At 51.7% G+C, this 25,546-nt stretch carries 31 protein-coding genes and 1 pseudogene; 4 read left to right on the top strand and 28 right to left on the bottom strand.

Annotated features, from left to right (window positions below):
• Window positions 1-36: 36 nt before the first annotated feature.
• Window positions 37-516 carry an Lrp/AsnC family transcriptional regulator gene (locus LH51_RS00930; RefSeq protein ID WP_036518902.1) on the bottom strand — a complete coding sequence of 160 codons (480 nt, stop codon included), beginning with the start codon at window positions 514-516 and terminating at the stop codon, window positions 37-39.
• Between the two features lie 167 nt (window positions 517-683).
• Here LH51_RS00930 and leuA point away from each other — a divergent pair.
• Window positions 684-2,358: pseudogene (leuA, locus tag LH51_RS00925) on the top strand (2-isopropylmalate synthase).
• A gap of 158 nt (window positions 2,359-2,516) precedes the next feature.
• Here the strand turns inward: leuA and LH51_RS21875 are convergent.
• On the bottom strand, window positions 2,517-2,777 hold the full coding sequence (locus LH51_RS21875; RefSeq protein WP_235263379.1) for an FCD domain-containing protein: 261 nt from the start codon (window positions 2,775-2,777) through the stop codon (window positions 2,517-2,519).
• Window positions 2,778-2,782: 5 nt separating this feature from the next.
• A complete protein-coding gene (locus LH51_RS21870) occupies window positions 2,783-2,995 on the bottom strand; it encodes a FadR/GntR family transcriptional regulator (RefSeq protein ID WP_052063325.1) in 213 nt (70 codons plus the stop codon).
• A gap of 195 nt (window positions 2,996-3,190) precedes the next feature.
• Between LH51_RS21870 and LH51_RS00915 the strand changes: the two genes are divergently transcribed.
• From LH51_RS00915 to LH51_RS00905, 3 genes are read left to right on the top strand one after another with little or no spacing between them, the layout of a single operon-like run.
• Complete coding sequence (locus LH51_RS00915; RefSeq protein ID WP_235263378.1) at window positions 3,191-3,979, top strand: (Fe-S)-binding protein; 789 nt, start codon at window positions 3,191-3,193, stop codon at window positions 3,977-3,979.
• Window positions 3,980-3,991: 12 nt separating this feature from the next.
• Complete coding sequence (locus tag LH51_RS00910; protein ID WP_036518896.1) at window positions 3,992-5,410, top strand: LutB/LldF family L-lactate oxidation iron-sulfur protein; 1,419 nt, start codon at window positions 3,992-3,994, stop codon at window positions 5,408-5,410.
• Complete coding sequence (locus LH51_RS00905) at window positions 5,407-6,066, top strand: LutC/YkgG family protein (RefSeq protein WP_036518893.1); 660 nt, start codon at window positions 5,407-5,409, stop codon at window positions 6,064-6,066. The genes LH51_RS00910 and LH51_RS00905 overlap by 4 nt, the downstream gene beginning before the upstream one ends.
• 427 nt (window positions 6,067-6,493) lie before the next feature.
• Here the strand turns inward: LH51_RS00905 and LH51_RS00900 are convergent, their stop codons facing one another.
• The 25 genes from LH51_RS00900 to LH51_RS00810 form a co-directional block, all read right to left on the bottom strand.
• On the bottom strand, window positions 6,494-7,546 hold the full coding sequence (locus LH51_RS00900) for a succinylglutamate desuccinylase/aspartoacylase family protein (RefSeq protein ID WP_036518891.1): 1,053 nt from the start codon (window positions 7,544-7,546) through the stop codon (window positions 6,494-6,496).
• 2 nt (window positions 7,547-7,548) lie between these two features.
• Window positions 7,549-8,454 (bottom strand): 30S ribosomal protein S6--L-glutamate ligase, encoded by a 906-nt coding sequence (rimK, locus tag LH51_RS00895; protein ID WP_036518889.1) that lies wholly within the window; start codon window positions 8,452-8,454, stop codon window positions 7,549-7,551.
• Between the two features lie 174 nt (window positions 8,455-8,628).
• A complete protein-coding gene (locus tag LH51_RS21865) occupies window positions 8,629-9,021 on the bottom strand; it encodes a hypothetical protein (protein WP_235263400.1) in 393 nt (130 codons plus the stop codon).
• Window positions 8,951-9,208 carry a DNA polymerase domain-containing protein gene (locus LH51_RS23290; RefSeq protein ID WP_268746503.1) on the bottom strand — a complete coding sequence of 86 codons (258 nt, stop codon included), beginning with the start codon at window positions 9,206-9,208 and terminating at the stop codon, window positions 8,951-8,953. The genes LH51_RS21865 and LH51_RS23290 overlap by 71 nt, the downstream gene beginning before the upstream one ends.
• A gap of 68 nt (window positions 9,209-9,276) precedes the next feature.
• Window positions 9,277-9,954, bottom strand: a complete 678-nt coding sequence (locus LH51_RS21860) for a DNA polymerase domain-containing protein (protein WP_268746502.1) — start codon at window positions 9,952-9,954, stop codon at window positions 9,277-9,279.
• A complete protein-coding gene (locus LH51_RS21855; RefSeq protein WP_235263376.1) occupies window positions 9,951-10,175 on the bottom strand; it encodes a hypothetical protein in 225 nt (74 codons plus the stop codon). Before LH51_RS21855 ends, LH51_RS21860 begins: the two co-directional genes overlap by 4 nt.
• Window positions 10,151-10,987 (bottom strand): 3'-5' exonuclease, encoded by an 837-nt coding sequence (locus tag LH51_RS21850; protein ID WP_235263375.1) that lies wholly within the window; start codon window positions 10,985-10,987, stop codon window positions 10,151-10,153. Before LH51_RS21850 ends, LH51_RS21855 begins: the two co-directional genes overlap by 25 nt.
• Window positions 10,980-11,600 (bottom strand): diphosphomevalonate decarboxylase, encoded by a 621-nt coding sequence (gene mvaD, locus LH51_RS21845; protein WP_235263374.1) that lies wholly within the window; start codon window positions 11,598-11,600, stop codon window positions 10,980-10,982. The genes LH51_RS21850 and mvaD overlap by 8 nt, the downstream gene beginning before the upstream one ends.
• The gene (locus LH51_RS21840) at window positions 11,572-11,976 is read right to left on the bottom strand and encodes a GHMP family kinase ATP-binding protein (protein ID WP_235263373.1); all 405 of its coding nucleotides are present in this window, start codon (window positions 11,974-11,976) and stop codon (window positions 11,572-11,574) included. The genes mvaD and LH51_RS21840 overlap by 29 nt, the downstream gene beginning before the upstream one ends.
• Before the next feature lie 7 nt (window positions 11,977-11,983).
• Window positions 11,984-12,322: a diguanylate cyclase domain-containing protein gene (locus tag LH51_RS18630; protein WP_160173661.1), complete on the bottom strand. Its 339-nt coding sequence runs from the start codon at window positions 12,320-12,322 to the stop codon at window positions 11,984-11,986.
• Window positions 12,294-13,286, bottom strand: coding sequence for a PAS domain S-box protein (locus LH51_RS00880; protein ID WP_052063323.1), 993 nt, complete (start codon window positions 13,284-13,286; stop codon window positions 12,294-12,296). The genes LH51_RS18630 and LH51_RS00880 overlap by 29 nt, the downstream gene beginning before the upstream one ends.
• Window positions 13,287-13,313: 27 nt before the next feature.
• Window positions 13,314-13,760, bottom strand: coding sequence for a response regulator (locus LH51_RS00875; RefSeq protein ID WP_036518886.1), 447 nt, complete (start codon window positions 13,758-13,760; stop codon window positions 13,314-13,316).
• A 51-nt stretch (window positions 13,761-13,811) separates the two neighbouring features.
• On the bottom strand, window positions 13,812-14,702 hold the full coding sequence (locus LH51_RS21050; protein ID WP_036518884.1) for a sensor histidine kinase: 891 nt from the start codon (window positions 14,700-14,702) through the stop codon (window positions 13,812-13,814).
• Entirely contained in the window at window positions 14,690-15,085 is a 396-nt protein-coding gene (locus tag LH51_RS00865) for a PAS domain S-box protein (protein WP_036518882.1), read from the bottom strand. The genes LH51_RS21050 and LH51_RS00865 overlap by 13 nt, the downstream gene beginning before the upstream one ends.
• A complete protein-coding gene (locus LH51_RS00860; protein WP_052063322.1) occupies window positions 15,073-16,272 on the bottom strand; it encodes a sensor histidine kinase in 1,200 nt (399 codons plus the stop codon). Before LH51_RS00860 ends, LH51_RS00865 begins: the two co-directional genes overlap by 13 nt.
• 136 nt (window positions 16,273-16,408) lie before the next feature.
• Entirely contained in the window at window positions 16,409-17,359 is a 951-nt protein-coding gene (locus tag LH51_RS00855; protein WP_036518880.1) for a mevalonate kinase family protein, read from the bottom strand.
• A complete protein-coding gene (locus tag LH51_RS00850; RefSeq protein WP_036519051.1) occupies window positions 17,337-18,329 on the bottom strand; it encodes a mevalonate kinase family protein in 993 nt (330 codons plus the stop codon). The genes LH51_RS00855 and LH51_RS00850 overlap by 23 nt, the downstream gene beginning before the upstream one ends.
• Window positions 18,329-19,495: a hydroxymethylglutaryl-CoA synthase gene (locus LH51_RS00845; protein ID WP_052063321.1), complete on the bottom strand. Its 1,167-nt coding sequence runs from the start codon at window positions 19,493-19,495 to the stop codon at window positions 18,329-18,331. Before LH51_RS00845 ends, LH51_RS00850 begins: the two co-directional genes overlap by 1 nt.
• A 15-nt stretch (window positions 19,496-19,510) precedes the next feature.
• On the bottom strand, window positions 19,511-20,542 hold the full coding sequence (gene fni / locus LH51_RS00840) for a type 2 isopentenyl-diphosphate Delta-isomerase (RefSeq protein ID WP_036518877.1): 1,032 nt from the start codon (window positions 20,540-20,542) through the stop codon (window positions 19,511-19,513).
• Window positions 20,539-21,576: a hydroxymethylglutaryl-CoA reductase gene (locus tag LH51_RS00835; protein WP_036518876.1), complete on the bottom strand. Its 1,038-nt coding sequence runs from the start codon at window positions 21,574-21,576 to the stop codon at window positions 20,539-20,541. The genes fni and LH51_RS00835 overlap by 4 nt, the downstream gene beginning before the upstream one ends.
• A 47-nt stretch (window positions 21,577-21,623) precedes the next feature.
• On the bottom strand, window positions 21,624-22,565 hold the full coding sequence (locus LH51_RS00830; protein WP_036518875.1) for a hypothetical protein: 942 nt from the start codon (window positions 22,563-22,565) through the stop codon (window positions 21,624-21,626).
• An 11-nt stretch (window positions 22,566-22,576) separates the two neighbouring features.
• Window positions 22,577-22,927 (bottom strand): hypothetical protein, encoded by a 351-nt coding sequence (locus LH51_RS00825; protein WP_036518873.1) that lies wholly within the window; start codon window positions 22,925-22,927, stop codon window positions 22,577-22,579.
• Complete coding sequence (locus LH51_RS00820) at window positions 22,920-23,195, bottom strand: response regulator (protein ID WP_036518868.1); 276 nt, start codon at window positions 23,193-23,195, stop codon at window positions 22,920-22,922. The genes LH51_RS00825 and LH51_RS00820 overlap by 8 nt, the downstream gene beginning before the upstream one ends.
• Window positions 23,196-23,399: 204 nt before the next feature.
• Window positions 23,400-24,617 (bottom strand): argininosuccinate synthase, encoded by a 1,218-nt coding sequence (locus tag LH51_RS00815; protein WP_036518866.1) that lies wholly within the window; start codon window positions 24,615-24,617, stop codon window positions 23,400-23,402.
• 127 nt (window positions 24,618-24,744) lie between these two features.
• Window positions 24,745-25,546, bottom strand: an 802-nt coding sequence (locus LH51_RS00810; RefSeq protein ID WP_036518864.1) for a flagellar protein MotY, incomplete at its 5' end; no start/stop codon positions are given.

The raw sequence follows: 25,546 nt of genomic DNA, 5'->3' as shown, positions 1-25,546 counted from the left end.
AACCCGTCATACTGCCCCGCTCTACTACTAAGACAGCTACCTAATATAATGCAACGGCACCGCCGTAGTATCGACCACCTTACGCATGATGAAAGATGATTTAACCCCACTCACTCCAGTGATGCGGGTGATTTTCCCCAGCAGGATATCGTGGTAGCTGTCCATATCGGCGACGGCGACTTTGAGCTGGTAGTCGGCATCATGACCGGTGATCAGGTAGCATTCCATCACCTCAGGAATATCGGCAATGGCGGCTTCGAAGGCTTCAAAGCGCTCAGGGATATGCTTATCCATAATGATATGCAGCATTGCAATCAGATTCAGCCCCACTTTACGCTCGTTCACCCGCACTACCTGACGCTCGATCACACCACTATCCAGCAGCTGCTTGACCCGCCGGGAACAGGGTGCGGCGGTGAGTCCAATGCGGTCAGCCAGCTCCTGATTGGAGATAGAGGCATCAACCTGCAACCACTGCAATATTTTTATATCAAAACGATCCAGTTCAACATTCATACATCACCCAAAAACCAGTTAGCGCAATAATTTATAACCCTAATAGTAATACTCAACACTATAATTGCGCAAACTCAGCAAACAAACCTGATTTAGCAACCCTATTGCGCTGACAAGCGCGTAAACTTGGCTCTGTACTCAGTTAATCCGATTCTAAGGACTTCAGCATGTTTGATCATCGCAAATACCGTGCATTTACACCGATTCGCTTAACCGATCGCACCTGGCCCGATCAGCAGATCACCCAGGCGCCTCACTGGTGCAGCGTTGATCTACGCGACGGTAATCAGGCGCTGATCAATCCGATGAATGTGGATCAAAAGACGCGCATGTTTGAACTGCTGGTCAAACTGGGTTTTAAGGAAATTGAGGTGGGCTTTCCATCTGCGTCTCAGCCGGACTTTGATTTTGTACGCAAACTGATTACCGAAGACTTGATTCCTGCTGATGTCACCATTCAGGTACTCACTCAGGCACGTGAAGATCTGATCGCGCGCTCCTATGAAGCGTTGGAAGGTGCGAAACAGGCGATAGTGCATGTGTACAACTCAACCTCCACCGTACAGCGCGAACAGGTGTTTAGACTGGATCGTGATGGCATCAAAGCGATTGCTGTTCAGGGTGCGCGCTGGGTGCGTGATTATGCCGCCAGGTATCCGCAAACCGATTGGGCTTTTCAATATTCACCAGAAAGCTTTACCGGTACTGAGCTGGACTATGCCATTGAGGTTTGTGACGCGGTGATTGCTGAATGGCAACCGGAAAACGGACGTAAGGTGATTATCAATTTGCCGGCAACAGTTGAGATGTCGACGCCCAATGTGTTTGCTGACCAGATAGAGTATTTCTGCCGCCATCTACCCAGACGCTCACAGGTTATCATCAGCTTGCATACCCACAATGATCGCGGCTGTGGTGTCGCGGCGGCAGAGCTGGGCATTATGGCCGGTGCCGACAGGATTGAGGGCACCCTGTTAGGTAATGGTGAGCGTACCGGCAATATGGATATCGTCACCCTGGGGATGAACCTTTATTCTCAGGGCGTGGATCCTCAGCTGAATTTTTCCAATATCAAGGAGATTATCCAGGTGGTTGAGTACTGCACTGAGACTGCCAGTAGCGGCGCGTCACCCCTGGGCGGGCGAGCTGGTGTATACCGCATTCTCCGGCAGCCATCAGGATGCCATCCGTAAATCCATCAACTACCACGAGAGCCATCAGCTTCCCCATTGGGAGGTCGCCTATCTACCCATCGATCCGCGCGACATAGGGCGTGAATACGAAGCGGTGGTACGCATCAACAGCCAGAGTGGCAAAGGCGGTATCGCACTGGTACTGGAGCGCGACTATGGTATTGCGTTACCCAAATGGATGCACAGTGAAATCAGCCGTGTGGTGCAAAAAGCTTCGGAACAGACCGGTGCAGAAATCACTTCATTACAGATCAAATCCTTGTTTGATGAATGTTTCAACACCACGCATAAAGACTGGGCGTTAATCGACTATGATCTGCATGCTGAACAAGGCGTGGTGAAGGGCAGCTTTAAGGTAACCACACAATTACCCGTATTCCAGGGACAGGGTAGCGGGGCCGTTGATGCACTGGTCAATGCGTTGGAAAAACGTTTTGGTGTAGGCATTGAGATACTGCAGTTCGATGAACGGGCTCTGACCGAAGGTACCCATGCCCAGGCACAGGCCTGTGTGGCGCTGAAGGTCGATGGGGTAACCTATGCCGCGGTGACTGTGGCCGAGGACACATCGGCAGCAACACTTCAAGCGGTATTAAATGCCTTCTCCCGAAGCCAGTTAGCGCTGGCCATCGAAAAGAAAATTGCCTAACCATATCAGGCAAGGCTAGGCTTTTTCCAACAAACGGCGCGTATACAGAATATGCTCTCGGGCTTGTGTACGCGCCTGCTCCGCATTACGCGCCTGGATCGCGCGGTGTATTTTGTCATGCTGCTGCCCTATACCCTCCGGATAACGCCCATAACGCTTCAGCGTGGTCGATAGTGCTGATGTATGGCATTAAAATAGCGCGCATAAAATAGCTGACTGAAACTCACTACCAGCAAGTGATGACTCGATTCGGCAATCATCATATGAAAGGTTAAGTCTTCCTTGGCTTTATGCAGAGTGGATTTGCCCTGATTACGCCGCTGCATGGCCTGATACTCGGTCGCCAATGCCGCCAGCTGCGCATCGCTGGCACGTAAAGCACAATAATAGGCCGCCTCGCCTTCCAACAAGGCCCGCACCTCCATTACCTCAAGCTGCAGGGCACGACTGTCGGCACCCGACTGGGCAGATCCAGATGCGCTTGCAGCAAATTAAAGCAGCGACTCCCCCCACCATGACGGGTTTCTATCAAATCCTGCCCCTGCAACGCCTGCAGCGCCTGACGCACACTCGCACGCGACACGCTATGCGCCGCAGCCAGTGTCCGCTCAGATGGCAGCCGGGCACCAGGAATCAACTCACCCGTGGCGATAAGCCGGTGAGTTGCTGCAGCAGCGCATTTTGAGTACTTAGGGGTTCATTGCGTTTCAAGCCGCCACCTTGGTCAGACCACTTTAGGGGTTAGTGTTTATTTTACGCGCTCCCTCGCCTATCTTGTAGTGATGTACGGCGGTTTACCGCTTTTTGTTCTACGGTTCTCTGAGGAATGCGTGTGAAAGATAATAAGAGTCAACCTGTTGTCGGCCTGTTTGTCACCTGCCTGACTGATCTCTACCGCCCTGAAGTGGGCTTCGCCACCATCAAACTGCTGGAAATGGCCGGATGCCGGGTCGAAGTCCCGCAGCAACAAACCTGCTGCGGCCAACCCGCTTTTAACAGCGGCGACTTCAATACCTCAGCCGACATTGCCCGCCAGACTATTGCGGCGCTGGATGGCTACGAATATGTCGTCGCCCCTTCGGGTTCCTGCATCAGCATGCTGCACCACTATCCGGAGCTGTTCAGTGATGCAGATCCCTGGAAAGCCCGCGCCATCGCCCTTAAAGCACGTGCCTTCGAAATCACCGCCTTTCTGGTAGATATTCTGAAATTTGATCAGTTCAGCAGTCAGTTCAACGGCAGCGTCACTTATCATGACTCCTGCTCAGGACTGCGTGAGCTGGGTATTAAGCAGCAACCACGCCAGCTACTGGCTCAGTTGGACGGGGTTGAGCTGAAAGATATGGAAGAGAGCGAAACCTGCTGTGGTTTCGGCGGCACCTTCTGTGTCAAATATCCGGAAATTTCTAATCGCATGGTCGGCAACAAAACCGACAACATCAGCCAGTCGGGTGCACAAACCCTGCTGGGTGGCGATCTGGGATGTCTGCTGAATATGGCTGGCAAACTGCAGCGTGAAGGCAAACCCGTAGCCGTGCGCCACATAGTGGAAGTACTGGCAGACATGACCTCACAACCGGCACTGGGCGAGTCCGCCTATGCCCTTGGCAAATCGCTGTAACAGGAGCCGGACATGCAAATTACAAGCCCCGATTTTAAAGCCAACGCACGCATAGCTTTGCAGGATGTCGGCCTGCAGAAAGCCCTGGGTAACGTTAAAACCGGTTTTCCACACAAACGCGCGGCGGCCATGGCGCGCCTGCCGGAATTTGATCAGTTGCGCGATGATGCGCGTGATCTGAAGAACCATATTATCGAACACCTGGATATCTACCTGGAAACCTTTGAAGCCAAGGTAATAGAAAATGGTGGGCATGTGCACTGGTGCCGCACTGCCGAAGAGGCGCGCGAAACCATTCTGAAAATCTGTAAAGACAAAGACGCCAAAACCGTGACCAAGGGTAAATCCATGGTTACCGAAGAGATAAACCTGAATGATTATCTCCAGGCCAACGGTGTCACTCCAGTGGAAACGGATTTGGGTGAATACATCCTGCAATTGCGCGGTGAACACCCCAGCCATATCATCGCCCCAGCGATCCATTTAAACCTGGAAGATGTATCGGAAACCTTCCATCAGCATCATCACAAACCCAAGTCCATGGACCCGGCGGTGCTGATGCAGGAAGCACGCGAAGAGTTACGCACCAAGTTTGTTGCCGCTGATGTCGGCATTACTGGTGCCAACTTTCTGATTGCCGAAACCGGCTCCAGCATTATTGTCACCAACGAAGGCAACGGCGATCTGACCCAGACCCTGCCAAAAACCCATATTGTTGTGACCTCTATTGAGAAGGTAGTGCCCACGCTAGAAGATATGACCCTGTTTCTACGTCTGCTGGCACGCTCAGCCACAGGGCAGGAATTTACCGTCTACAACACCCTCTCCACCGGCCCACGTCGCCCAGGCGATCAGGATGGTCCGGAAGAGTTTCATGTGGTACTGGTCGATAACGGTCGTAGCGATATGGTTGGCACGGAGTTACAGGAGATGCTGCGCTGTATCCGTTGTGCCGCCTGCATGAACCATTGCCCTGTGTATGGCGCCATAGGGGGTCACAGCTATGGCTGGGTTTACCCTGGCCCGATGGGCTCCGTACTAACCCCGCAGATGATCGGCATAGAGAACGCCGCGCTGCTGCCAAATGCATCGACCTTCTGCGGCAAGTGCGAATCGGTTTGCCCGGTACGTATCCCCCTGCCCAAACTGATGCGGCACTGGCGCAAAAATGAGTTTGAAAAACACCTGACACCCCGCACGGCACGCTGGGGCCTGGGGATTTGGGGTTATCTGGCCAAACGCCCGGCCCTGTACCGCACAGTAACCTCCCTGAGCAGTCGTGCACTGCGGCTGATGGCGGGCAAAAAAGGCCGTATCAGTAAACTGCCCCTGGCAGGTGGCTGGACTGATGGTCGGGAGATGCCTGCACCGAGTGGTAAAACCTTTATGCAGCAGTGGCAGGAAAAACAGAAAGCGGGGAAATCATCATGAGTAAAGCAGAAATTCTGGGTAATATTCGCCGCGGTTTAGGCCGTACGCAAGCGACTGAAGCCGAAAAGACACGCGTGGCAACACGCATCGCTACCCATGCCGCCAACCTGATACCCGCGCGCGCACAACTACCTGAGGCACAAACTCAGGCACTATTTATTGAAATGGCCCGCGAAGCCGCAGCTGAAGTGATTGAGTTAAAACAGGCCAGCGCATTGCCTGCCGCCGTAGCCGAATGGCTCGATGCAACAGGAATTGACGAGCTGGTGATGGCAACAGATGCATCACTCAAGTCGCTGCGCCAGCAACTGCCCGACAGCCTGAAAGTACGTGACGGTGTAGCCCTGGCCGGTGACCTGGCCAGCCTGACAAGTGCGTTTCTCGGTATAGCCGAAACCGGCACACTCATGCTTTACTCCCGCCCGGATAGCCCTACCACGCTGAATTTTCTGCCGGATAACCATCTGGTGGTGCTACAGCGTAAAGATATTGTCGGGGTGTATGAACAGGCCTGGGCTCGCTTGCGCGAACAGCAGGCCGGTCTGCCACGCACAGTGAATATGATCACCGGCCCTTCACGCAGTGCCGATATTGAACAGAAACTGCAGATGGGTGCGCATGGACCGCGTCGACTGGTGATTTTCTTAGTGGGGTGATACTTGGATTGTGCCACGCCGGGTGGTGGTATCGCTTTGGGGTGACACGCTTTTCGTCATCCCTGACCGCTCCACTGCCGCCGTCCGGGCGGCAGAGGGTCACCCCAAAGCGATACCACCACCCTGCTCAAATCCCTGTGCCAAATTCAATCGCATACGGATTGCTGCACGACAGTAAAGGTCATCGTTTATACCGACTCCAGAAGGCTTGGGGGTTTTAGACTTTACGCTGGCACCCAAGTTTGAGAGGGCTGATGGGATTGGAGCTGGCTGACCCTGTGCGCCAGGGATGGCGCGCTGGAGCCCCCAGGGATGGGTTTATGGCGTGTCAGACAGATCCGATCCCATTAGCCCTAGCCCTCTACCTAGCCCTATAAAAGCCCTAAGCCCTACTAAAAAAGCCCTGCTAGCCCTAACCCCGAATCCTTTAAAGCTGATCCGCAAATGGATGATCTTCCGCAACCAGCGCTTCCTGATAGCTTTCCACCCGATCCGCTACCAGATCAGTACGATGAAACTGAGCGATGTGAATAAGGGCATCGCCTTCATTCACCAGTGGCAGTTTCAACAGCCCTATCACGATGCCGCTTAAGGGTGACCAGATCTCTTCTTCCGACTCGCCAAAAGGATCAGCGACGATACCCAGTAGCGTCTGATCCTTAGTGACCCTTTCACCCTCTTTGACATTGGCACGAAAGATACCGCTTTGCGGTGCCCGCACCCAGCTACTCGAGCGGGCCACTAAGGGCTCTTTAAAGCCAGCTTTGCGCGACTTGGGTAGCATCTCTAATGCACGCATCACACTCAGAATGCCATTCACACCACCACGGATGGAGACCTCATCAAAACGTAGTGCTTCACCGGCTTCGTACACCAGCATCGGCGTTTTTTTCTCGTAGGCGGTCTGGCGTAGTGAACCCTCACGTAAGGGAGCATTGAGAATCACCGGGGTGGCGAAGGCTTTGGCCAGTGCCAGGGTTTCAGGGTCGTCCAGGTTGGCGCGAATCTGTGGCAGGTTGGAGCGGTTGATAGCGCCTGTGTGCAGGTCGATGCCATGGGTGGCCTTGCTTACCACTTCATTCATAAACAGGCGTGCGGTGCGTGCCGCCAGGGAACCTTTGGCCGAACCGGGAAAGCTGCGGTTCAGATCGCGTCGATCGGGCAGATAACGGCTCTGGTTGATAAAGCCATACAGGTTGACGACCGGCACGGCCATCAGTGTGCCTTTCATGCGCCGCAGGGCTGGAAGACGTAGCAGACGGCGGATAATTTCTACACCGTTGATCTCATCACCATGCAGGGCGGCACAGATAAACAGCACGGGACCTGTCTGGCGGCCGCAGATCACCTGTACCGGCATAATCGCCTCGGTATGGGTGTAGAGTTTACCCACTTCCAGATCGACCGTGCGTCGCTCACCCGGTTGCAGCGTTTCACCACCAACAGTGATCGGCTGATTGGGTTTGAAGCCTGCGCCCATGCTTACCCCTGCCCTTTGGTCTGGGTGCGGTTAGGTTTTGCATTTTTTTCAATAAAATCAATTATCTGATCAGCAATATCCTTACCGGATGCCGCTTCAATGCCTTCCAGTCCCGGCGAGGAATTCACTTCCATCACCACAGAGCCATGATTGGAGCGTAACAGGTCAACACCACAGACATTCAGCCCCATAACTTTGGCGGCACGAAGCGCCGTTGTGCGTTCTTCTGGTGTTATACGACAAAGTACCGCCGAGCCGCCGCGGTGCAGGTTGGAACGGAACTCACCCTCTTTGGCCTGACGCTTCATTGCCGCGACCACTTTGCCACCGACAACAAAGGCACGGATATCAGCGCCTTTGGCTTCCTTGATAAACTCCTGCACCAGAATATGCTGTTTCAGTCCCATAAACGCCTGGATAACGCTCTCAGCGGCTTGATTGGTTTCTGCCAAGACCACGCCAACGCCCTGAGTGCCTTCGAGCAGCTTGATCACCGCCGGTGCGCCACCGACAATACCGAGCAGGTCTTCTATATCATCAGGAGAGTGGGCAAAGCTGGTCACTGGCAAGCCTATACCCCGGCGTGACAACAGCTGCAAACTGCGCAGCTTGTCGCGTGAACGGGAAATAGCCACCGATTCATTCAACGGATAGACATTCATCATTTCAAACTGACGCAGTACGGCGGTACCGTAGAAGGTAATCGATGCACCGATACGCGGAATGACTGCATCAAAGTTTTCCAGCACTTCACCACGGTAGTGAATCTGCGGGTTGTGTGAGGCGATGTTCATATAGCAACGCAAGGCATCGATCACCCGTACTTCATGTCCACGATTTTTAGCCGCTTCGACCAGACGACGAGTAGAGTAAAGTTTGGGGTTTCGCGAAAGAATAGCAATTTTCATACTGGGGCTCCGCCGTCGGCGATCTGATAGGCTTTAAGGATTCAAGCAACTGGGTTTAAGTTTATCAGTGATCACTGATGCGTATATTACAGACTAGATGATAGTGAACGATCCTGAACAGGTTTGGCAATTGTAGCGTGTAATCGCCCTGTGAGAATAGTGTTTTTATCAGCCTTAGAATAAGGGTAGCTGCGGCCGGGTCAGATCATCAAATTGTAAACCGACAAAGGGTAGAATGCTGTCGGCAACAGGGCGCAACTGTTTATCAATGTAGTGTTGATAGTCGATGGCGGAGGTCTGTATTTCAGCGGCTTCCGGGCCATTCACGCTCATTACATAAGTGATGGTATCACCCTGTTGCAGGGGTGCGGGCAAGCCCTGATCACGGTACCACTGACACAATTGCCGCGCCGCCCGCACATGCGGTGGTACATTGCGCTGATAACTGTCCAGCGGGCGACGCAAGCGCCGATGATAAACCAGTTCAGCATCACGTTCACCCGCGAGCAATTCCGCCACACGGGATTGAATCAGCGCTTCGCAGTTGATCGGCAAAAATCTGCGCAAACAGGGTCTGCTGGAAATCTTTAGCCAGACGCGTCCAGTCACTACGTACCTGCTCCAGGCCCTTAAATACCAGTGTACTACTGCCATCTGGCGCCTGCCTGAGTCCGGCATAGCGCTTTTTACTGCCCAGTTCCGAATCACGCATACGCGGCATCAGAAAGCGCAGATAACAGGCTTCATACTGCAACTCCAATGCCGAAGTCAGTCCATAGGTCTTCTGTATCCTCTCCTGCCACCAGTGATTTAATGCCCCGGCTAATTTGGGCCCTGAGCATCAGCTTGCTGGACCGACAAGTCGTTGCCCAGCCAGACAAATACTGAATCTGTATCACCATAAATCACCTTGAAACCAAACTCGGCTTCGATCTGGACAGCGGTTTCGGTGAGTATCTCATGGCCACGCATAGTGATAGAGGCAGACAAACGCTGGTCATAAAAACGGCATACATCGGAACCCAGCACACCATAACAGGCATTCATTTGGATTTTGATCGCTTGTGACAGCGCCGCATTACCGTCTTGCTTGGCCTGGTCACGGGCCTGCCAGAGGTGCTCAATAATACCTGGCAGTATCGCTTGATCACGACTGAATAGCGCGCCTAAAAATCCCGGTACGGTGTGATTCTCTCCAGCATCTTGCTGCCTTAGCCCAAGGGTAAGTCCTAGCGGGTCAATCTGGAAGGTACGAATAATGCTGGGGTACAGGCTTTTGAAATCCAACACCAGTACATTGCGATACAAGCCAGGCACAGATTCCATCACATGACCACCGGGTACATGGTCGCCGGTTTGCCCTGAGGCATATTCGGGGGCAACAAAACCGGCGCGATGCAGTGTGGGCAGATAGAGATTATCAAACGCCTGTGAAGAACCCCCTACCTTGTCCAGCGCCAAGCCGGTCAGGCGGGTACGTTCTGTCAGGTAATCAATCAACCCGGCTTTGGCAAAGATTTCGCTGACCAGACGGCAATCTTCAAGATTGTAGTGTGCCAGGCTGATTGATCTTCAGCAAACAGGCGCTGAATTTCCTGGCCACGGTCATTGACTGAATCGATCGCTTTACCGCGACCCAGTAGCGCCTGGGCGACAAACTCCAGATTGTAGCGCTCGAACTGCCAGGTTGCGCCTTTCAGGGTATCGATACCATCCAGCACCACCCGACCCGCCAGGCGCGCATAGTGGCGGTTTTGGCCATAACTGCTACGCGCAGCACCTGACGGTCACGCCCCAGTTGCATGCGTACCCCTAACGCTTCAGCCCGACGTTGCAAAACCCGCAGATCAAAGCCGATAACATTCCAGCCAATCAGAATATCCGCATCGAACTCCTGAACTGCAGCGACAAATTGCTGCAACAGGCGCTTTTCATCTGCACAGTAGGTAATAAGGGGATGCGACTTTTTCGGCCCCATTTCTGGCGCCAATTCCGACCCCACCATCATCACGCGCTCGTACCCCTCCGACTGCAAGGCAATGGACAGAATACGATCGGCTTTCATGGTGGTTTCAATATCCAGCGACAATACCCGGAAGACTGGCTTAATATCGATGGGAGTCAGACGGCTTTTGGCTCCTGCTTCGGTCCAGGCGGCTCCGGCAAAAATAAAGCGCTCCATTAAATACCTGTCGGCCGGACGGATATCTTCTTCCATCATGGCGATACCCGAAGCTTTCAGACGCTCAATCACTGTGTGCCAACTGGCCAGTGTACGGCAGTAGAGTGCGGCCACCGGTTGTTCCAGGAGGTTTTTCAGTGCCAGACTTTGCCAGCGCCAGCCATTCAAACCCTGTAGCTGTTGCGCTATCGCGGCCTGATCCTGCTGACGCACAAATAATACCGCTTCCTGACCCGGCAGGCTGACGAGTTTTGCACCCTGCGCAGACACCAGCCAGTAACTTAACTCAATACCTTCAGATGTATCGCGCTGATGGCGGGTTAATGGAAAACCCTGTAGGACATCAGACATCACCAAATGGCTGGATCACTTCCATATCCGGGAACTGGCGCATCACCTCAGCCAGTGTGCCCGACTCAAACAGCAACTTCAGATTCGGTCCGGCATCCATGGTGAAATAAATAGGCAGGCCATCCTGACGCAGTTTCCAGATTTTATGCATCATTTTCAGTGAATCCGGCTGCCAGTACACCAGCGGTGGCCAGGATGCCAGCATGGTGGCATGCATCGACAGGGCATTGTGTTCAGCTGTACGGCCCAGACTTTCAAAATTCTGCTCGGCGATAGCCTGCTTCAGTAACTGCAGATCAGCTGCCGCCTGTAACGGCCAGCTCTGATAAAGATGCGCTGTTTCCACAGTACGCTGCATACCACTGCGTGAATCTGTGGCTTTAACAGAAGCATCGACCTTGATCAGACCGATACACAAACCCGGCCAATCACTTTGCATGGCAATAGCATGGCTGTCGCGGCCATCATCCCGCTGCCCCATTTGCCACTCAACAAAACCAGAGTATATAGACCGGCAGGCACTGCCACTGCCAAGACGCGCCACAACTGATAACTGTTCTTTACTGAGCTGCAGGCCAAAACTATCAGTTAACCGCCTGAGCGAGGGCGGCAAAGCCCGAAGCCGATGAGGCCAGTCCGGCGGCTGTTGGAATGGAATTACGGGTGGTGACACGGAAATGATTTTGTTCCGCGTCACGAAACAGATCCAAAAAAGCACTGATACGCTGGCAAAAAGGCGCTGAAGGCACAAGTTTTTCGCCATTGAGCCAGATTTCATCAGCTGAATAGTCAATCGGTACCAAACGGGTATGTGTGCCCAGATGGCCCAGCGACACAGACAAGGATGCATTAACCGGCAGATTTAACTGCTGATCACGCTTTCCCCAGTATTTACACAAGGCGATATTACTGGGTGCAAAATGTTCGTCTGACGCTGTGGTTATTACGCCAGGCGCTAACCAGCCAGCCAGGGTGGCACGTTTATCCATGTAGTCCTCAGATATTGTTGGTGAAGCAGTAGCGATTTTTACCCTGCTCCTTGGCAAGGTACATGGCGGCATCTGCTGCAATAATATAGTCTTCCGGCTTTTTCAGTGGCTGTCCGCGAATAAAGCACGCACCAATACTCACCGTGACTTCCAGGGCAATACCACACCAGTCTATTGGTTCACGCGCTGTGGCCACCAAACGTTGCAGTACCTGCTCCGTGGACTGCTGATCCACTTGCCCCTGCAGCAGTAATAAAAACTCATCACCACCCAAGCGCGCTAAGGTATCATCTTCGCGCAAGCAAGCCTTCATTTTCTCAGACAGCGCTTCTAATAAAAAAGTCACCCGCCGCATGTCCGTGGGTATCATTAACAGCTTTAAAGCCATCCAGATCCAGAAAAGCCAGCGTCAAGGGGCTTTGGGTGCGCCTTACAGACACCAGTGCCTGCTGAAAGCGGTCCATAAACAGGGTGCGATTGGGCAGATTGGTCAGAGCATCATGGTAAGCCAGATAGTTAACCTTGTCCTGTGCCGCTTTTTTCTGGGTAATATCGGAGAACAACGCCACATACTGCACGACCTGCCCCAATGCATCATGCACAGCACTGATATTCATAGTTTCAACCACCAGACTGCCATCTTTGCGGCGGTTCCATATTTCACCTTCCCAACTCCCCTTTGAAGCCAAAGTAGCAAACATCTGATCAAAAAAATCGGCACTATGGTGACCCGAGTTAAGAATCGCAGGTGTACACCCGATCACATCATCAGCACTATAGCCAGTGATCTCACTAAAGGCGGCATTCACCTGGAGAATCTGTTGCTCGGCATCAGTGATCATGATCGCTTCACGTGCATGCCGGAATACAGCCATGGCCAGACGCTCGGATGCATCGCGTTCATGCCGGAGGATTGCATAGCGGATCGCTTTACGAATCCAACGCCCTTCTGAGCCCTTACTCAGATAATCTTCCGCACCGGCTTCAATTGCCGCTTCTGTAGCCGCCTGATCATCCAAACCGGTCAATACCACTACTGGCACATCCGGAAACAGCTGATAGCATCGCCGAACAGTGGCGACACCGGTCGAGTCCGGCAGGTTAAGATCAAGCAGGATCGCATTCGGCACCAACTTGTGCTGCTTGACCTGCGTCTCGGCATCTTTCAGTGATACGGCCAACACGATTTGATAGGCTTGGGCGCCCTGCTCTTCAAGCTGCAGTCTGATAAGCTGTGCATCTCCCGGCTCATCTTCTATCACCAGTATTAATGGCACTGGACTTTCAGCGTCTACCACTGCTTGTTTCATACAAACTCGTACCTAATCAGGAAAATCTCAACCTTGCTTTTGCGGATGGCGCACCAGTGCAACCCAGTAGTCTTCAAGCGTTTGCACCTGACGAATAAAATCATCAATATCGACCGGTTTGACAACATAGCCTGCGGCGCCCAGGTTATAGGACGTGAGGATATCACTCTCAGAATCTGAAGTGGTCAAAACCACCACAGGAATATGACGCAGAGCGCCATCCTGCTTTATTTTTTCCAAAAACTGCCGACCACTCATGCGCGGCATATTCAGATCCAGGAGAATCAGATCTGGCTGCACTTCATCGGCATAGCCGGACTCACGCCGCAAAAAACTGAATGCTTCAACACCATCCTTCACATGGCTCAGGTTAACCAGTACTTTGTTTTCTTCAAAGGCGAGACGAATCAGGTGTGCATCGGCAGGCTCATCTTCAATCAGCAGTACACGGAACAGCGAGTCAGAGTCTATCATAGAGTTGGATCCGGTATTGAAAACTCAATCATCAAGCCAGTCTCCATGCCATCATAGACATGCACCCAGCCACCTTTTTTTTTCCACCATTTTACGTAACACTGTCAGACCCATGCCGGTACTTGTACCAGAACCTAAGTCTGGATCATTAACGATACGGGAAAACATTTCAAATATCTGTTCGCGGTATTCTGGCTCAATACCGCGACCATTGTCGATAAACTGAATCAGTGTATAGCCAGCCTGCTTCAGGGATTTCACCTCAATCTGTAACGGTTTATCTGCACAGGCATTATTCAGACTGTTATCCAGTAATATTCTGAAAATTTGTTGCATATAGCTTTTCGGAAAATATACTTTGGCGACAGCAAAGTTCAGCTCGACACTGACGTTGATCAGGCGATCACTGAATTCTGCTTCACGCATCTGTTGCTCAATAATTGCCGATAGCTCGATGAGTCGAGATGGCGGATCGACCTGATCCAGTGCCAGATAGCGCTGAATATCGCGCACTAAATAACTTAAACGCAACGCCTGCTGATGGATAAAATCGACTGAGACTCGCACATCCTGATCTGTCTCGACCAAGCCTTTTTGATACAAACGCTGGGCAAAACTCACCAGACGACGTGCCGGTTCCTGGAAATGATGCGCCATGATTTCATTCAGACGCAGCAACTCCCGGTTATATTTTTCTTGCTGACGTAGCAGATAGGTACGTTCTTTCTGCGAACGAAACAGCCTGAGAGACAACCAGATCAACAAGAGAATAGCCAACATCTGCAAAATGACTGCCGTAAATAATAGGCGCTGACGGCTGGCTTTTTCTAGCTCCAGCGCTTGCAGCTGCAGATCAACCATCTCTTCCAAACGCTCCTGATAGTGCCAGATTGCCTGATCAGCATGGCGTCCCGGAGTGATATCATTGATTACCGACAGCAAGCGTACCTGCCATCAAACTGATAGGGATGACTACGCACTTCTACAGTGCGTATATCGCCATCGGCCAGTACATGACGAAACACAAAGTAGTTACGCCCTTGTCTGGCCGCCATCTGCATCTCTTCAGCCACCTGTGCCGGGGTCAGTGTATTCAATGAATGAATGGAGAGCGTCTGCAATGTATCACGGCTGTAGCCATAAAAAGCTTCTGCGGCCGGGTTGACATCGTTTATCTCACCGGTCGACGGATCAATCAATAACATGACTGAATCATGGCGCTGGAAGAACTCATACAGGCTGGCATCAGGATGGTCATCTGCCTGAGAGCTCAAGGCAAACAACACTATTACCCAGCCCAGTATGCTCTGCTTTAGTCTACGCATGACGTATCCGCTAGCCGCTCATCTGCGGCTGTTTCGGGCAAACTGAAGTAAAACGTAGCACCCTGACCTTCACCGTCCGAGGTCACCCAGATACGTCCGCCATGACGCTGTACTATTTTTTTACACAGTGCTAAGCCAACGCCCTGACCTGGATAAACGTTACGATGCTGTAAACGCTGAAACACTTTAAACAGCCGCTCAAACTGCGCTGGATCTATGCCTATACCCTGATCAGTCAGAGCGCATTGCCAGCCTGATATTGTACGTGTAAAGGTTATGCAAATCTGTGGTGCTTGCCTGGGTTTGGCATATTTGATCGCGTTGGCTAGCAGGTTTTGAAACAGTCGCGTCAGCTCATCCGCATTGGCAGTGATCACGGGCCAGGCACTTTCAGGTATATCTATCTGTGCGCCACTGGCAAGAATTTCTGAGTGTAAAAAGCGGCAGGCTTCATCAAAGCAGTGCTTAAGATCCACGGTCTGCATGGATTGGTTAATCCGTCCCACACGCGAGTATTCCAGCAAAGACACCATCATTTCATCCAAACGCTCAGCACCATCAACAGCAAAGTCTAACATCTGCCGGTTATCATCGCTGAGATCATCCCCTAAGCGTCGTTCCAGTAGTTGCAGATAGCTTTTGATCATCCGTAAGGGTTGACGCAGATCATGGGAGGTCACATAAGCAAACTGCTCCAGTTCTGCATTGGAGGCATGCAAGGCTTTATGCTGTTCACGCAAAGACAGTTCGGTTTGCTTCAGTTGAGTCACATCATTGTGAGTACCCAACATACGTATTGGAGTAGCATCCGCATCCCGAATCATCACCCCGCGACAGCGTATCCAGACAGTAGAGCCATTTTTGTGGCGATAACGCAAAATCTGATCGAACGTTTCATCCGGGTTTTCCAGATGCCGTTGTATGGCCTGCTGCGCAATCGCCAGATCATCTTTATCTACCAGTGCCTGCCAGGCGTCTGAGCTATGCGGCATTTCAGCCGGATCGTATCCCAGTATTTGCCAGAAACGCTCACTCATCCATTCATGCTCGGGCTGCTGTATGTCCCAGTACCAGAGTCCATCAAGCGAGGTTTGCTGGATAAAATCAAACAACTCATCACTTTGGCGCAGTTTCTCGTAGAGTTCCTTCTTGAGATAGTGTGTTTTAAAATTATTATCACTGGGCATTACATATAATCCGTAGATCTAATGCTCTAAATTAAACATATTTAGTATCAAGAAGCGAGCAGAACCGGATGATGGACTGATCTGGATCATCTGACCAGTCACCTTTGGACTAAGAGGGAGACAGAACTGCTAAAGGCTAATCTTGCTGTAACAATACAGCGCCTTGATCGGCTGGTGAAATGGAAAACTGAATGAACACCGGTAAGCTTTTCGGTGTGCTTGTGCCTAACGTCAGCACACAGTCACCCAGTCCTGAACCGGATATTTTGGCTCCCAGCACGGCTGGATCCTGACGCAGCTCGGCGAGCATTTTTGCCAGCGTGGCATCATTAACACCCAATGCATCCATCAGCCCCTGATAGACATGCATAAGCCGCCCCAATGTTGTCAGATCGGCGGCTTTCAGTGCCTGTGCCGCTGCCAGACTGGTTTCACCCATTATGCGGTAGAGCTGCTGAAGCAATTGAGGTTCCTGCTGCCAGCGAGCTTCGACATAGCGCAGCACTTCAGGAGTTTTCATTTTGTAACCAGAGTAAAACAGCGACAGGATTAACCCATCAGGGCACTGCAGGGGTTCGATCAACAAGGGTGATGGAGAGAAGCACACTATACCGCCAGTCAGACTGGCTGCAAGATCGGCACCAGAGCCTCGCCCTTCCTGCACCGAATGAATAATCCGCAAACCACTGTGAAAGCGCTCCAAAGGTGTGGATTCAATAGCCGCGAAATGCTCCAGCGCTACAACCATGGCAGCCGTAACCGCCGCCGACGAACCCAGTCCGACCGTGGAGGAAAAACCTGACTCAATGATCAGATCAAAACCCGATGGTAGCTGCTTACGGTAGGCTAACACGGCAGCCAGTACAAAGCTGAGTGCTGGTTGCGGTGTGAGCTTATCAAGGTCAGCCTGATACTGACATAAGCTGCTGTCTATGTGCACCTGTCGATCAGAGCGAGGCTGTAATGTCACTTCAATACGTGCATCAACGGCACACACCAGCGCCACCTCACCCTGTAAAACAGCATGTTCACCCATAAGCATGGTGCTGCCTGGGGCTGAGACCTTAAAGCCGGAAACTAATGGCACCCTTTTCCTCCTGCTCCAATACCCCCCAGCGCATCGACTCTGGTAAATTTAATGCCGCCGGGTCACAGTCTGGCAACCAGGCCAGCAGCAGGCCAGCCGGCTCTCCCCGAATACTGCCAGCGCCGGAAATCTTCGCTGCACCACCCAGCCCTTCAATCTGTTGAATCAAGCCTTGTATCCTGCGAGGCACAACACCCAGTTGGCATAATAAGCGATGATTTTCACGTACCAGCAGCGCACGCTGATGATCTATCGCCTGATGCCATTGCTGCGCTATAGCGGTAAAGGCCTGCCAGATATCTGAGCCAGTGAATGCATGTCGTACTTTGTCGACACACTCACCGGTTGTCGACAGGGGAGTTCCGGTAAAGATCCAATACCAACCGCTACCAAGCGCGGCTGATGCCAAGGGTTTGTAGCCCCCACCCTGCACCTGGATACATCCACCGAAGCTGACAGTAGCAGCATCTATATAACTGCCTTTGCCATGCTGCAAACGTTCACAGAAGTGTACCTGGTGCATAAGTTCTTCAGCAGGCAGCACAGTAGGGGAAAATAAACGCAGAAGTACGGCAATAAACGCCGCGGAAGAGCCCATACCTGCACCGATGGGCAAGTCAGAACGCCAGGTCAGATCACCACCAGGCAAGACGCTACCCTGCAAAGCCTGAACAACGCTATACACCAGTAAATCAGCGGGTGATGGCAGGATAGTATTAACCGGTATATGTCCCTGCTGCCAGGACTCATAGCGCAGTGCCAATAGCTCAGAACGTTGCTGGAGTTGTGTATGGTTATAACTGATCAGCCGACCACTGAAAGGATCTTTCCAACGCAGCACACCGCTATCGTCTTCAAGCAGCAGCGCATGGATATGGCGATTAACCGCCATGGCGATGGCCGGCACACCATGCACCACGGCATGCTCTCCTGTAAGGATGACTTTACCGGGTGCAGTAGCGGCACGCATCAGCAGGGAATATATTCACGCTTATGTTGCGTGATAGCAGCCAAGCGAAACTGCCCCTTGGTGGAGTGAGGCATTTCCACACTTTCACCCTGCTGTGGATCAGCGTAATGATACAACGACAGGTATTCGTCATAATCAACTTCCTGACGCTGCGCCAGCATAGCCTGATGTCGCTCAGTATGCAGACACTCCCGATAGCCCGGCTGAATCTGACCGACAAAAAACTCCGCCACACAGCCAGAACCATAGCTGAAAAAAGCGATATTTTTGCCACTGAGATCGTCCTGAAGATTATCCAGCAGCGAACACAGACCAATGTAGATAGAGGCTGTGTAACTGTTACCTATGGCCTGATTGTAACGCAGGGTATCGGCTATCTGCAGTTCGATCTGCTCGGCTGTTAACGCACAACGATTCAGCTTGGCCAAATGCTGATGCGCTTTTTGCGCCATACGACTGAAAGGCAAATGGTAGCAAAAATAGCTTAAGTCATTGAACTGCAAGGGACTGACGGCGGTAAAATTCTCCCAGGTTTTTTTCAGTGCCCGTAGATAAATTTTAGTGGAGTACTTGCCATCAACCAGTGCCGTATTGCGGTAGTTGGGGCGCCAGAAGTCCATCACGTCGTCGGTATAGTTACCCACATCCGCCGACACACTGAGAATACGTGGATTGTGTGTAATCAGCATAGCGACCGCACCACAGCCTTGAGTGGCTTCACCCGGTGTATTCAGATCATAACGGGCAATATCGGAAGCGATGACTAACACTTTGCTTTGCGGACGACGTGCAACCAACGCACAGGCCATTTGCAGGGCCGCCGTGGCACTGTAACAAGCCTGTTTAAGCTCAACAACACGGCAGTTAGCCTGCATACCGAGTAAACGGTGCACATAAACACCCGCCGATTTTGACTGATCTATACCGGTTTCAGTGGCAAATAGCAGAGTGTCCACCGCATCTGGTCCAATACGGTCAATAATAGGCAACGCGGCATTGGCCGCCATGGTGACAATATCTTCATCCGGTGCGGCCATGCCCATCTTTTCCTGACCGATACCGGCATAGTACTTCTCAGGATCAGTCTGCTGTTTTTCAGCCAACGCCCTCAAATCCAGAAAATAGCTGGACGTATAAAAACTGATTTCGTCTATACCTACTGACATAGTCGGCTTCGTTCCTTAACGCTCTTCGACAATAAGCGCTTTGTTCCTGAACAGTGCAGCAGTATTCGGAATACCGAGCAGAAACATCGCTGTAACATATTCACGACGCAATTTTTGAATAGCTGCGACGACGGCATCAGCCGATTCCATCGCAGGCTGCAACAGGGGCGCTGCCACCCCACAAAGCGAGGCGCCGAGTATAACAGATTTCACCATATCAATCCCATCTCTGATACCACCACTGGCAATCAGTGTTGCGCTGTCCAGAAAGGGTTCAGCCTGACGCAATGCAAGTGGCGTCGGCAGCCCCCAGTCCTGAAATTTGAGACCAATATCGGCATCCGGATCGAGTCGACGATGATGCTCTATGCGACTCCAGGAAGTGCCGCCGGAACCAGCCAGATCAAAAAAACGGATTTTTTGTTCCAGACCCGCCTGAATATCGGCACAGGACAGGCCCGCACCGACCTCTTTAAGAATGATGGGAACCTGTAAGCGCGACTGTAACAGGCCAATTGACTCAGTCAAACCGCTGAAGTTGGTATCCCCTTCAGGTTGAACGGCCTCTTGCAAGGGATTCAGGTGCAGAAACAGGGCATCCGCTTCCAGCACATTAATGGCTTGCTGTATCTGCGTGTGGGTCATGCCATAATTGAGCTGTACAGCACCAATATTGGCAATAAGCACAGTCGTCGGCGCGAAACGACGCAGCGCAAAACTCTCACGCGCTTCAGGCGAGCTAAACATAACCCGCTGTGAACCCACCCCCATCGCAACCTGGCAACGTTCAGCCGCCTCTGCCAAATTCTGGTTTATACAACGCACCAGTTCATGATCACCACCCGTCATCGAGGAGATCAATAATGGAAAGCTCAGGCTTTTTCCCAAAAAATGACAACTGCTATCAATTTGGTTAAGGGCTAGTTCGGGCAAGGCTCTGTGTGTCAAACGGATACGATCAAACCAATTACCCTGCCGATCAGTCAGTGCGTCTTGCTCAATGGCACGGATATGTTCAATTTTACGTGCGTTGGTCTGATCACTCATGGACGTTCCAGCCGGATATGCGCTTCCATCAACTCACCTGGATTGGTCTGCGCACTCAGCAGCGACAATTCGCCACAAAGCACAGTAGCTGCACAAATAGCCGCTAAACGACGTGCGTTTTCACCCGCCACACGGTCTTCACGACAACCCAGCTTGCGCAGATTTTCTTCCACAAAATCGATTCCTTTACCGTTACCAACACTACCCACGATCAGATTAGGCAAGGTGCAGGAAAAATACAGTGCATCCCCTCGCACCTCGGCATGCACTACGCCCTGAGACCCTTCAATGATATTGGCCGCATCCTGTCCGGTCGCCAGATAAAAGCCCAGAAGCATGTTGGCATAATGGGCATTGGCGCTGCGTATTCCGCCTGCTATCAAGGTTCCTATGAGGTTTTTGCGCACATTCAGCTCCACGACCTTTTCCGGTGTGGTATTCAGCTTACGCTCACACAGTTCTCTTGAGATCAGTATTTCACTAACGACATACTTGCCCCGACCCAGAATGCCATTAACGGCTGTGGCTTTTTTATCAGAGCAATAGTTGGCAGAAATAGATGCGTAACGCAGCATTGGATAATGTTGCAGGATCCAGGGAATTAGACGGTCAGCGGCATTGGTCACCATGTTGTGGCCTGAGGCATCGCCGGTGGTGAATTCAAGGCGCAGATAGATGAGATTACCGACTATCTGACTATGCATATCAATCAACTGAGCAAAACGACTGGTGGTGGTAACCACCTGATTCATCTCCGGCTTACGCTGCAACAGAGACTGTAACGCCTGGTGCGCAACCATGGCATTATCGGCTTCCAGAAGAATAGAGCGGGTCATACGCTCATCTATGACCGTAGTGAGTATGCCGTCGGTCAGCACGGACACGCGCGCGCCGCGACCCACCGAATGCCACAGAGGGGTTTCATAGGTTGCCAGCGGCACACTGATTTTTTCATCCAGAGTCTGGCCGGTGATTTTCAGGGGGCCTACCCAACGCATGGGAATGGGGGCCTGTAGAATTTTATGAGACTTCATAGATTCCCGAACCAAAGAAACGCGGAATTTTAGCCACCTGACTCAGGTTATGCAATCTCTGCATCTCTGATCAGGTCACTGAAACGTTCACTCAGCCGCTGATAGCGCTGCTGTTGTTTGTTACTTAATGCACCATATTGCAACTCCATCACAATTTCGGTGCAGCGTTTAAGCACTGCTAATTGACGCATATCCTTGCGTAACGTTTCAATACCTGTTTGCAATAGATTCAGGCCCACACCAGGATTTCCGGGATCGGAGCACCAGGCAGATTCAAACGCATCAAAGGCTTCTGGCAGGGCTTTTTGACGAAACGATAGCATGCCTTTGAGGTTGTTTTTTCCCCAGTCAACTGACGACATCAAGCGTGAAACCTCCTGTTTCAGCTCTGCCGCCTGAGCGGCAAAGCGGGTAGATTCAAGACCATCAGCCAGCAGATCTGCGACACTCAACTGTGCCGCTATAGGAATCTTACGAAATTGCGCCAGTGCATCACCCGCTGCAAAATCGGCATTTTGATGCTCCCCATTCTGCCGATAGATATCGGCTGCAATCAAACGTGCACGAAAGCGTATTTGCGGGTCATCCATGCAGTCGTGCACTACTGACTCCAGCACACGGATAGCCTCGCCTATAAATTCAGCCGTTCGACCCGGTTTATCCGCAATCTGCTGCTGTATTACCCGGACCAAACCAAAGTAATACTCTGGATTTTGCATAGCGGTATGGCGGGCATGCAGCACTGCTTGACGAAAACCATCAATAGCCACATTTAATTCTTCGGAAAAGCCCGCCCGATTACCTAACTCACCCTGCAGCAAGGATACTGAGGGTTGCAGCATCACCGACTTACGTAACAGGGTCACACATTGGCTACGCTCACCTTTGAGCCAATGGATACGGGCCAAAACCACAAAGGCTTCCTGACACACCTGTTGAGCATCTATAACCTGGGTCATTTCAACTCGGGCACGCTGGTAATCGGCCATATCATATGCCGTTAACCCAAGCGCAACACGAACCCAGGCTTATCATGCGCCTGACGTATACGCTCAAACACGGCCAAGGCCTTCTGATACTGCTGCTGCTCCAGGTAGATCAACCCTTTAATGCGAAAAATCAGCACACCTAATGCTGGAAACTGCTTGTGTAACTTCTCGCATTCAGCCAAGGCCTGTTCCCATTCACGTCGATCACGCAAGGCTTCGACCTGTGCAATACAGCGCTTGATGCGTAACTGCTTTTCCAGTTGCGCTCTCAGCTTGAGTTGATCGTAGGGTTTTGCCAGATAACCATCGGCAGAGAGTTCAGGAGAGCCCATAAGCAGGCTGACTTTTTGTGGGTCAACCACCAGTAGAAAACAGGTAGAATAACTGGGGCGCCCGGCAGCCTGAGCCCTTGAAGCACCTGCAAGCCGTTTTTTTCATCACGACCCAGGTCATATACCAGCATACACAGGTCGACTTGTATTTCGCTAAGCAGCTAACGGCCATATTAACCGAAGACGCCACCTCAATTCGGCGAAAGCCCATAGCAGTCAAAATCTGTCTTAGCTGCTCCAGCTCTTCCAGATTTTTTTCAACGATAAGTACTGTCTGATCAGAGAAAAGTGCTGCCATGGCCCAGACTTCTAAATAACTATCTGAAAAGTAGCATGAAAATCGGCTTGATTACCACTAATTAGCCTTTTCAACAAAGCAGCTTGGTAAAAACACACTGGTAGAAACGTGTTTGCAAGCAAGATGGCAACTGACTGGAGTAAGAAGACGCCAGGCAGAATGTACATCTGTACAACCTGCCTGGCAGCTGATGCTGATAACAGATCAGAACTTTCTGCCTTTACTGGCCGCAATGCGCATACGCAAAGCATTCAGCTTAATAAAGCCTTCAGCATCTTTCTGATCATAGGAACCAGCATCATCTTCAAAGGTAGCAATGCTTTCATCAAACAGACTGTCAGGCGAGCGACGCCCCACGACACTGACGCTGCCTTTATACAATTTCACCCGCACATCACCGTTTACGTGACGCTGAGAGTAATCGATCATTTCCTGCAGCATCTTGCGCTCTTCCGACCACCAGAAACCGTTATAAATAACCTTGGCATAGCGCGGCATCAACTCATCTTTCAGATGTGCTGCTTCACGATCCAGCGTCAGGGATTCGATGGCACGGTGCGCCTTAAGCATGATGGTGCCACCCGGTGTTTCATAACAACCCCGTGACTTCATACCAACAAAACGGTTTTCGACAATATCCAGACGACCGATACCGTTATCACCACCAATTTTATTCAGAGTTTCAAGCACAGTAGCTGGACTCATGGGCTGACCATCGATCGCAACGATATCACCCTTTTCATAAGTCAACTCAAGGTAAGTCGGCTGATCCGGTGCAGCTTCAGGGCTGACACTCCAACGCCACATATCATCTTCAGCTTCTGCCCAAGGATCTTCAAGAATGCCACCTTCATAGGAGATGTGCAGCAAGTTGGCGTCCATGGAGTAAGGGGATTTCTTTTTCTTGCTGCTGAAGTCGACCGGAATATTGCGCTCTTCACAGTACTTCATCAGGGTTTCACGGGAGGTTAGATCCCATTCACGCCAGGGCGCAATAACCCTAACGCCTGGTTTGAGCGCATAGGCACCCAGCTCGAAACGCACCTGATCATTACCCTTGCCAGTGGCACCATGGGAGATCGCATCAGCACCGGTTTCATTGGCAATCTCTATCAGTCGCTTGGCAATCAAGGGACGCGCGATAGAGGTACCCAGCAGGTATTCGCCTTCATAAATTGTATTGGCTCGGAACATCGGGAAGACGAAGTCACGCACAAACTCTTCACGCAAATCTTCGATATAAATCTCTTTCACACCCAGCGCCTGGGCTTTGCTGCGCGCAGGCTCAACTTCTTCACCCTGACCCAGGTCAGCAGTAAACGTAACAACTTCGCACTGATAGGTATCTTGCAACCAGCGCACTATCACAGAGGTATCCAGACCACCGGAGTAAGCCAGAACAACCTTCTTGACGTCGGACATATTGATGCTCCCGATTTAACCAACTCCGGCTGTCTTGACCGGAGTCTGGCGACTAATAGATAAAACCCGATAATAACAGATTGCCGCAGGGCTTGCCTGCCAATCAGGACAGATGCGCTTTAAACGCTCAGTCTTTTTCGAGACGAATGGTCACGCGGCGGTTACGGGTACGGTTTTCAGGGGTGTCGTTGGCGACCACCGGATAACGGTCCCCGTGAAAGCGGGTAATAATAGCATCTTCACTGACGCCACGGGAGACAAGATAGCGGGTCACTTCTTCTGCACGACGCTTGGACAAATCGCGCAATAACAGGCGTCGACCATCATTGTCGGTATGTCCGTCAACAAAGATCTGCTGCACTGTATCATCAGTCAGTACATACTGAGCGATCAGATCCAGGCGTTCGCGGGTTGCATCAGACAACTGGTGTTCCGCGGTTGGAAAGAGTACCGCCGTTCTGGCAATCTGTCGGTAATTAACCGGCAGGAGCCCAGTCAAGCATCCCAGATAATCCTGATAAGCTGAATTAAAGTTCACCGACATAATACCCACAGACACAGACTCGGACGCACCGTACCAGCGATCAGCACTAAACGTCGGTACCAGTCCTTCATGCAAGGCAGCTAACATCTGCGTCGCTTGATTACCACGCACATTAATCTGCCCCTGGCGAACATCCATATCACCGATATGCCTTGGCACAGCACCTGGCAACCAGGGGGCGGCCTCAGCAACTAACCGGGCTCGCCCGGAGAGTTGCTGTGTCTGCGCTGGCAACAGATAAAACTCCAAACCCTCACCGGCTTCCTGTTCAAACACAGCCTCTCCGAAAGCAGGAATAGACTGAGACAAACGACAAGCAAAGGGCGATGCCTCTATATCCCAGCGCACCCCATCGACTGGTGCACTGAAAGTCACAGCCTGGAGG

Source organism: Nitrincola sp. A-D6 (genome assembly GCF_000764495.1).
GTDB lineage: Bacteria > Pseudomonadota > Gammaproteobacteria > Pseudomonadales > Balneatricaceae > Nitrincola.
This window is presented reverse-complemented; position numbering and strand designations above follow the sequence as displayed.

Excerpts from the sequence above, each read along its gene's own strand:
- LH51_RS00930 (WP_036518902.1), bottom strand. The coding sequence starts at position 516 with ATGAATGTTGAACTGGATCGTTTTGATATAAAAATATTGCAGTGGTTG.
- LH51_RS00910 (WP_036518896.1), top strand. The coding sequence starts at position 3,992 with ATGCAAATTACAAGCCCCGATTTTAAAGCCAACGCACGCATAGCTTTG.
- LH51_RS00905 (WP_036518893.1), top strand. The coding sequence starts at position 5,407 with ATGAGTAAAGCAGAAATTCTGGGTAATATTCGCCGCGGTTTAGGCCGT.
- LH51_RS00900 (WP_036518891.1), bottom strand. The coding sequence starts at position 7,546 with ATGGGCGCAGGCTTCAAACCCAATCAGCCGATCACTGTTGGTGGTGAA.
- rimK (WP_036518889.1), bottom strand. The coding sequence starts at position 8,454 with ATGAAAATTGCTATTCTTTCGCGAAACCCCAAACTTTACTCTACTCGT.
- LH51_RS21850 (WP_235263375.1), bottom strand. The coding sequence starts at position 10,987 with ATGTCTGATGTCCTACAGGGTTTTCCATTAACCCGCCATCAGCGCGAT.
- LH51_RS21840 (WP_235263373.1), bottom strand. The coding sequence starts at position 11,976 with ATGGATAAACGTGCCACCCTGGCTGGCTGGTTAGCGCCTGGCGTAATA.
- LH51_RS00880 (WP_052063323.1), bottom strand. The coding sequence starts at position 13,286 with ATGAAACAAGCAGTGGTAGACGCTGAAAGTCCAGTGCCATTAATACTG.
- LH51_RS00875 (WP_036518886.1), bottom strand. The coding sequence starts at position 13,760 with ATGATAGACTCTGACTCGCTGTTCCGTGTACTGCTGATTGAAGATGAG.
- LH51_RS00865 (WP_036518882.1), bottom strand. The coding sequence starts at position 15,085 with ATGCGTAGACTAAAGCAGAGCATACTGGGCTGGGTAATAGTGTTGTTT.
- LH51_RS00860 (WP_052063322.1), bottom strand. The coding sequence starts at position 16,272 with ATGCCCAGTGATAATAATTTTAAAACACACTATCTCAAGAAGGAACTC.
- LH51_RS00850 (WP_036519051.1), bottom strand. The coding sequence starts at position 18,329 with ATGCGTGCCGCTACTGCACCCGGTAAAGTCATCCTTACAGGAGAGCAT.
- LH51_RS00845 (WP_052063321.1), bottom strand. The coding sequence starts at position 19,495 with ATGTCAGTAGGTATAGACGAAATCAGTTTTTATACGTCCAGCTATTTT.
- fni (WP_036518877.1), bottom strand. The coding sequence starts at position 20,542 with ATGAGTGATCAGACCAACGCACGTAAAATTGAACATATCCGTGCCATT.
- LH51_RS00835 (WP_036518876.1), bottom strand. The coding sequence starts at position 21,576 with ATGAAGTCTCATAAAATTCTACAGGCCCCCATTCCCATGCGTTGGGTA.
- LH51_RS00830 (WP_036518875.1), bottom strand. The coding sequence starts at position 22,565 with ATGGCCGATTACCAGCGTGCCCGAGTTGAAATGACCCAGGTTATAGAT.
- LH51_RS00820 (WP_036518868.1), bottom strand. The coding sequence starts at position 23,195 with ATGGCAGCACTTTTCTCTGATCAGACAGTACTTATCGTTGAAAAAAAT.
- LH51_RS00815 (WP_036518866.1), bottom strand. The coding sequence starts at position 24,617 with ATGTCCGACGTCAAGAAGGTTGTTCTGGCTTACTCCGGTGGTCTGGAT.